The following is a 6,000-nucleotide window of genomic DNA, read 5'->3' as shown; positions in this document are numbered from 1 at the left end:
GTAAAAGAAGCGGAACTAAACCCAGGACGCTTCACTTGAGTCGGTTCTTCAAAGTGTTCTATGAGGGACTCCCCGGTCTTACGATTATGAGTGATTAAAAACTCAGTCATTGTGTGGCTCGATTCAACTGACGGTCCGTCAAGGACATCTGCTGATCACCGCAGTGCTGTACAGTGGCGTTATTACTTTAGAAGTTGTTTGTCTAACGGGCATGCTCCACACATGGGGACCAGTTATGTGCAGCCCCTATCGGTTAAACATGGGGACAGCTCTAACCGTTGCTGCGAGTGAATCCCTGCTTTGCAATGGTGGAGCTTCTCTTTCTGAAGGCTGCGGCGAGAGCAGGGACGTTGGCATCGAGAAAGTCGTGCACGGTGGCAGAGATACTCTCCTTGTCATCGGTATCGCGAGTGACGCGGCCTACTTGTTGGATGACAACACCGCGGAAGCTTACTGGGGCGGCCAGTACAAGAGTGTCCAGCGCGGGAAGATCAATACCTTCCCCGGCCACCTGAGACATGGCTAAAAGAACAAAATGCGGTGTTGCGGCAAGTTTCTCGCGGACGGCTTGTCTTTCGCTTGCCTTTTGGCCACCGTGCAGTTGAAGGACGGGGAAGGGGGCGTCGGCAAGCAGGGCGTTGAGGGCGGCGAGGTGTTCGCGTCGTTTCACTAGGACGAGGACTGTGTGCTCGTCTTGCGCCGCTTGTGCGATGACATTGGCGATGAGGCGGTTACGGTGCTCATCCGCCGCCAGGGCGGTGTCGAGGTCGGGCCAGAACAGGTAAGGGGAGTCGTACGTGAACTCGGTGTTGTGGACTACGTAATCGCGGCGTCCGGGGCGCTCGAGCTCGACGGTATGGCGGATAGGGCCGCAAATGAGGGGAAGAAGCTTATCAAGACCGTCGGAGCGGTAAGGAGTCGCGGTCATACCGAGCATGAAACGAACGTTGAGGTGAGCTAGAACATTGGTCAATCCGGCAGCACCGACTCGGTGGCATTCGTCAACGATGATGTGGCCATAGCTGGAGAGAAAATCAGTCTTGGAATCACTGCGGCTGATCGATTGGGCAGTGACAATGTCTATTACTCCGCTGAGCTTCTTCTTGGTTCCCGAGTATTGCCCAACCTGAACTTCCGGGAGGAACTGCTTGAGGGCCTGGCGCCATTGGGTAGCAAGCTCCCTGGATGGAACAATCACCGCAGTGGGAACTTTACGCTGGGCGATGATTGCACACGCCATGACCGTCTTTCCAGTGCCGGGAGGGGCAATGAGCATTCCAGACTTGTGTTTGAGTATCTGTTTGACGGCCGAATGCTGGTAGGGACGTAGTTCGCCGGTAAATGACGCATCGATGCGCCGGGGCTTGGGCGTGCGGCCTCGACGTGTGACGGTATATCCTGCAGCCTTCAAGATGTCGAGGACGTCATCGAGCGTGCCGCGGTCGAGCGTGAGGACTTGGTCCTTCTCATCAAAACGTACGATGATCCGTGGAGTGCCGAAAGTGGAGAAACGCTGGGCCTGCTTTATATAAAACTGCGGGTTGGCAATAGCGCCTAGGTGCCGCAGGGCTGTACGAGTGGTGGCATCGACGCCTGATAAATCGACGTGGACATGTGAATCGTGCGTGACGTGGACTTTTCCCGAGGCCTTGAGCTTCTTTAGCTCTGCGCGGGTGGGTGCCTGGGGAAGGGATGTCTCGGGATCGGGCTGAAGCGCAGCGTATATTCTCTTGAGCTCGGAAAGCGTTGACTTCTTCGTTCTTGCCAAAGCTTCGAATTGGTCTGGCAATGGATGAAAACTACTGTCGACGAAGACTGTTGTGCCTTCGGAGCGATGGTGGCCTGCTAATGGGAGGGCAATCAGATTTCCGAAGCCACGGCCTTTCGCCGGCAGTGTGTCTTGGGAAGGAAAGAACCGGTCGAAACTGGAGAAGTAGGAATCCGGGCTAGCCTTGGCAAGAAGCCCGATGCCTACGGAACGAGCCAGGCCGGCGGGAATAGGTTCGTCGAAGAATACCCAGACATGAGCTCCGTTCCCAGAGCGCGATACTTCTATGAGTGGATCGAGGCCGTGGTTCTTGCATTCTTCGGCGTAGGCACGGGCGGCTTGCTTGAAGTCGTCATCGTCAAAATCGCAGACCAACAGCCGGCAACTATCATCTATGCACAGTGGATAAAGACCGACGTGGAAGCGGTTGTCCCGGCGCAAATGCCCCTCGATTATCTTCGGAGTCAAAGGCTTCAGGTTAGGATTTCTTCGGTCATAGTAGCCATTGCTGGCCGGGTACCAGGCCTTCTTTCCCGCAGTATTTTTAGCCACTGCGTAGACGTCTGTCCGCCCAGTGAAGTAATCCATGAAGAGGGCAATCTTCTCTTCCGGTGAGCGTTTTTCAGAGTGAACGTTCGCCGGCTGCGGTGTGTCTGCAGTACTGGGGCGCGAAGGAGCATGACCGAGGACCTGCAGTAGTTCGGCTACCTGGGACTCCAATTCGCTAACGCGAGTTTCGAGTGCTTGGAGGCGTTCCTGTTCAGTCATGGTGCGTGTTCCTTGTGCGTCGGAACTAGTCTATCGGACGGTGAGCGGCTAAAGGCCTTGCCGGCCTGGCGTTGTATTGCTTAGAATAATCGCACGACGAGCCGGCTACCGGAACGTTGTCGCCTGGAGCCGCGAAGGCTCCAGAGCTTTTTGGAGGGCCTTCTGGGCGCAGTGATGGAGTGCGTACCTTAACAGTCAAGCCCTGATTCTGGCAGGAGTGCCGGACATGCGCAGCAAGTGGAGCATTGGAGTGGCCTCTAGTCACTCGCACACAACTCGGTTGTCGTTAAGAAGAGTCTCACTGATAGGTGAAAGACGTTTCAAGTGTACGTGTCATGCTGGGAAAGGAGGGATTAAATTGACAAAGTCGACCGTTTCAAAACCTGACCTCATTAATACTTCTGTAACTCAGGCCCAAGATATGGATGAGGAAGATCGTCGCCGCTACGTCGAGTACTTAGGGCGGGAGATTGCCAATTGGTCCACGGAACTTAACCGCCGTCTAGCTTGACCATTTATCCCGACGAAGGGGAAGTCCTTATCGTCGGGGAATTGGCTTGTGGGCCCTCCGTAAATCCGTGATTCCAATCAGTTTTAAGCAATCGTAAACCTGCCTTTGATTGTTAAATAACGCCGTATGCCATCCGTGAGACTCTTGACAGGTCATTGGAGTCTGATGAAATTCCAGTTCGCGTTGAGTATCGAAGGCGGCGCCAGGGAGGTGACATTGTGCCTCTTGACTGAATTGGGCTTAATAAGGCATACTTTGAGACAGGAGCAGCCCTACATTATGTACAGCTGCTCGACCCTCACCGAGGCTACTGGCAGGTGAGGGTCATTTAATTTTTCCTGGAGCTTGCGAGGGCTTACGCCTCGGTACCACCATCAAAATTTGGCAATGCTCTCCCAGATACTTGTTGAACCACGCTGTGCTCTGACCGCCGTGAGTCAGCGTTCGGCGGTACATATAGGCCACAAGATCTGGTACCCAAAGGCACGTTTCGTCGGCTGGGCTAACCCATGCTGCGGGAATTCCCTGTGGAAGAACGTTTGATTTTCGTAAGCGCTTTAACGTGTTTCTATCTTTGTCGTTATCAGATTGGGAACGCCGTTCTTCGAAAATGATTCCGTTGAGCGAAGGGTCTTGCCCAGTGATAGTGGTGATCAGTTTTTCAAGGCAATCTTGGCGGGCGTGCTCAACATCCTGGTCGTACTGAAGGGGGCGAAGGCAAGCGACAGAATGGGAGTCACCAAACTCATAACAAAGCCTGAGCATTGCCTCGACCCTTTCTTGACCTTCTCTGGTCTGCATTGAATCAGTAGTATGCCAATAGGTGGATTGTGCAGCTTCTTTCAGACAAAACCGGGTGTCGGCAAGGTGTTTGAACTTAATGGCGGTTGCGACCAGCGAGTAAAAGGAATCGGAAAATTCCTCACCGGGGGCTACGTAGCTCTCGTCGATAAAAACAATCGTGTCTTCGGGAGAAGCTTGTTGGAAGATACGAGTTAGAGAAGGGTGGGGTCGGTGGGGCAAAAGCGATTCCTCCATTCACTTTAGATAACCTGTTCGGCATTGTGGTAAGTATACCTTTTGCGTGGGACACAACTTTGTTCATGCGAAGAGGGGAACCTACGATCTGTGCAGTTTGTAAGCTTTTGGTCGTATAGGTGTTCGTTTGAGCGCGTCTTCGACCTCTTCTATTGGGTAGAATTCTTGTTCAACCTGGGTACGCGCATGCGCAAATGGAATGCGTTCCTACTCAATCGCAACTAGCCTTTGGTGAACAGCAAGCGGAGATGTGGACAATCTCGATCTTGGGATCGCGGTGGAGTGGTCGGCGGGGAGATGTCGCCAAGCGCCCGCGCCCTTTATGAGCTGTCCCTCACGAGCTCCTTGAGTGTATTGAGCGCCTGGCGGGAGGCGGTACCGTAGCGCTCGCGCAGGAAGTGGTGGGTGGCGTCGGGGTTGTCCAGTGAGATGGATGTCTCGCTGAGGTTGTGCAGTTCTGATTCGCCGGCGGCGGTCTTTTCCACGGACCAGAAGCTTTCCGGGCGCAGGCCCAGTTCGCCGGCGCGTTCGAGGGCGCTGAAGGCGTGGGAGGCAAAGATGAGCTGTGCGCCGTTGACGTTGATGCTGGGCTCGCGGAAGGCGTGGATGATGAAGTCGAGGAGCGCTGGGCGTAGGGCGGAATCCAGCTCATCGGCAACCAGAATCCCGCCGCGGCGCAGGGTGTCCAGCACCAGGGGAGCGGTGGCCATCCAATTCTGCGTGCCGCCGGATTCATCGGTCAGCTTCAGCTCGTAAAAGGAATCATTGGCCTTGTGCTCCACGATGATGGCGTGCAGCAGGGATTCAATCTCCGCATCGGAGTAGGCGCTGAACTCGTCGGGGCGGCGGAGCCGTGCGTTGCTACGGCTGAGTGCATCGATGACCGGGCGCATCTGGCGGAAGACGTGCTCCGGGATGTGGTCCTGGTTGAGCCGCACGGAGTGGATACCGGCATCGGCCGCGCGCAGTAGGGCGGCAGCCTCATGCAGGTGTAGCTTGCCGGTGCGGATGAGGGTGGTGATGCGGGAGGCAGTGCTCATCGCAGTATGCCCGTGCGGCAGGTAGGCCACGTCGTGCACCAGGGCGCGGGCCAGCGGGGCGAGGACGGGGTGCCCGTCGCGCAGGCCGGCGGAAAGGATCAGCTCGGTGTCTGTTACGGGGCCGAGCTTGGCCACATCCCCCTTATCCATAAAGGAGCGCGTCCACTGCACCTCCTCACCGCGGGTGCGCACGAAGCAGGGGCTCCACTTGGTCGATGGCACGCGGCTGAGCCACTCGGCATGCACACCGGTGAAACTCCACTGGAAGCCGTAGAGGTAGCGCACGTCATCGAGTTCGAACTCCAGCTCAAAAGTGCTGGGCAAGCGCTGCGTGCGGGGGTTGAGGCGGTACGGGGCGTGGGGGAGTTGGTTGGGTGGGGCGTCGGCAAGCCAGGCGGTGGCAGAAGACTCGATAGCAAGCAGTGCGAAGGCTAGGGCGTTGAGGACGCTGCTCTTTCCGGAAGCGGTGGGGCCGATGAGAACGGTGATGGGGTCGCTGACCTGCTCCCAGCCTTCCTCCGGCGCGGTGGAGTGCTGCCAGTGGTGGTACAGCGAAAGTGTCTGCGTGGCGCGGATGCTGCGGAAGTTAGACACACTAAAGGAAAGGAGCCTCATGGTCGCAAGACTACAAGCCCACCATGTAAATCGGTCCTAGGTTTGGGTGCTGAGATTCGTTTTCTTCCCGTGCCTTAACCCGGTGGGCGCTGGTAGCGTTTTAGTACACACCGCAAAAGCAATCACAGGAGGCCACATCCTATGCACGGGGATACTACCGAGCTGCTCGTGTGTCTCGGGTTGGTGGTTGTCATGGTTCTCTACTGGACCTATTACATCCGGAGTGTGCGAAAACTCCCAGATCAGAAAGATGGTATGAC

At 56.1% G+C, this 6,000-nt stretch carries 4 protein-coding genes; 1 reads left to right on the top strand and 3 read right to left on the bottom strand.

Annotated features, from left to right (window positions below; genetic code table 11):
- Window positions 1–271: 271 nt before the first annotated feature.
- Window positions 272–2,536, bottom strand: coding sequence for a DEAD/DEAH box helicase (locus HMPREF3169_RS08305; RefSeq protein WP_070456116.1), 2,265 nt, complete (start codon window positions 2,534–2,536; stop codon window positions 272–274).
- Between the two features lie 358 nt (window positions 2,537–2,894).
- Between HMPREF3169_RS08305 and HMPREF3169_RS13160 the strand changes: the two genes are divergently transcribed.
- Entirely contained in the window at window positions 2,895–3,047 is a 153-nt protein-coding gene (locus HMPREF3169_RS13160; protein WP_168162631.1) for a hypothetical protein, read from the top strand.
- Window positions 3,048–3,371: 324 nt separating this feature from the next.
- On the opposite strand, the gene HMPREF3169_RS08300 is transcribed toward HMPREF3169_RS13160, so the two are convergent.
- A complete protein-coding gene (locus tag HMPREF3169_RS08300; RefSeq protein WP_070432668.1) occupies window positions 3,372–4,085 on the bottom strand; it encodes a hypothetical protein in 714 nt (237 codons plus the stop codon).
- A gap of 320 nt (window positions 4,086–4,405) precedes the next feature.
- Window positions 4,406–5,740 (bottom strand): AAA family ATPase, encoded by a 1,335-nt coding sequence (locus HMPREF3169_RS08295; protein WP_070456115.1) that lies wholly within the window; start codon window positions 5,738–5,740, stop codon window positions 4,406–4,408.
- Window positions 5,741–6,000 lie beyond the last annotated feature (260 nt).

This window comes from Corynebacterium sp. HMSC08C04, assembly GCF_001807495.1.
GTDB lineage: Bacteria > Actinomycetota > Actinomycetes > Mycobacteriales > Mycobacteriaceae > Corynebacterium > Corynebacterium simulans.
This window is presented reverse-complemented; position numbering and strand designations above follow the sequence as displayed.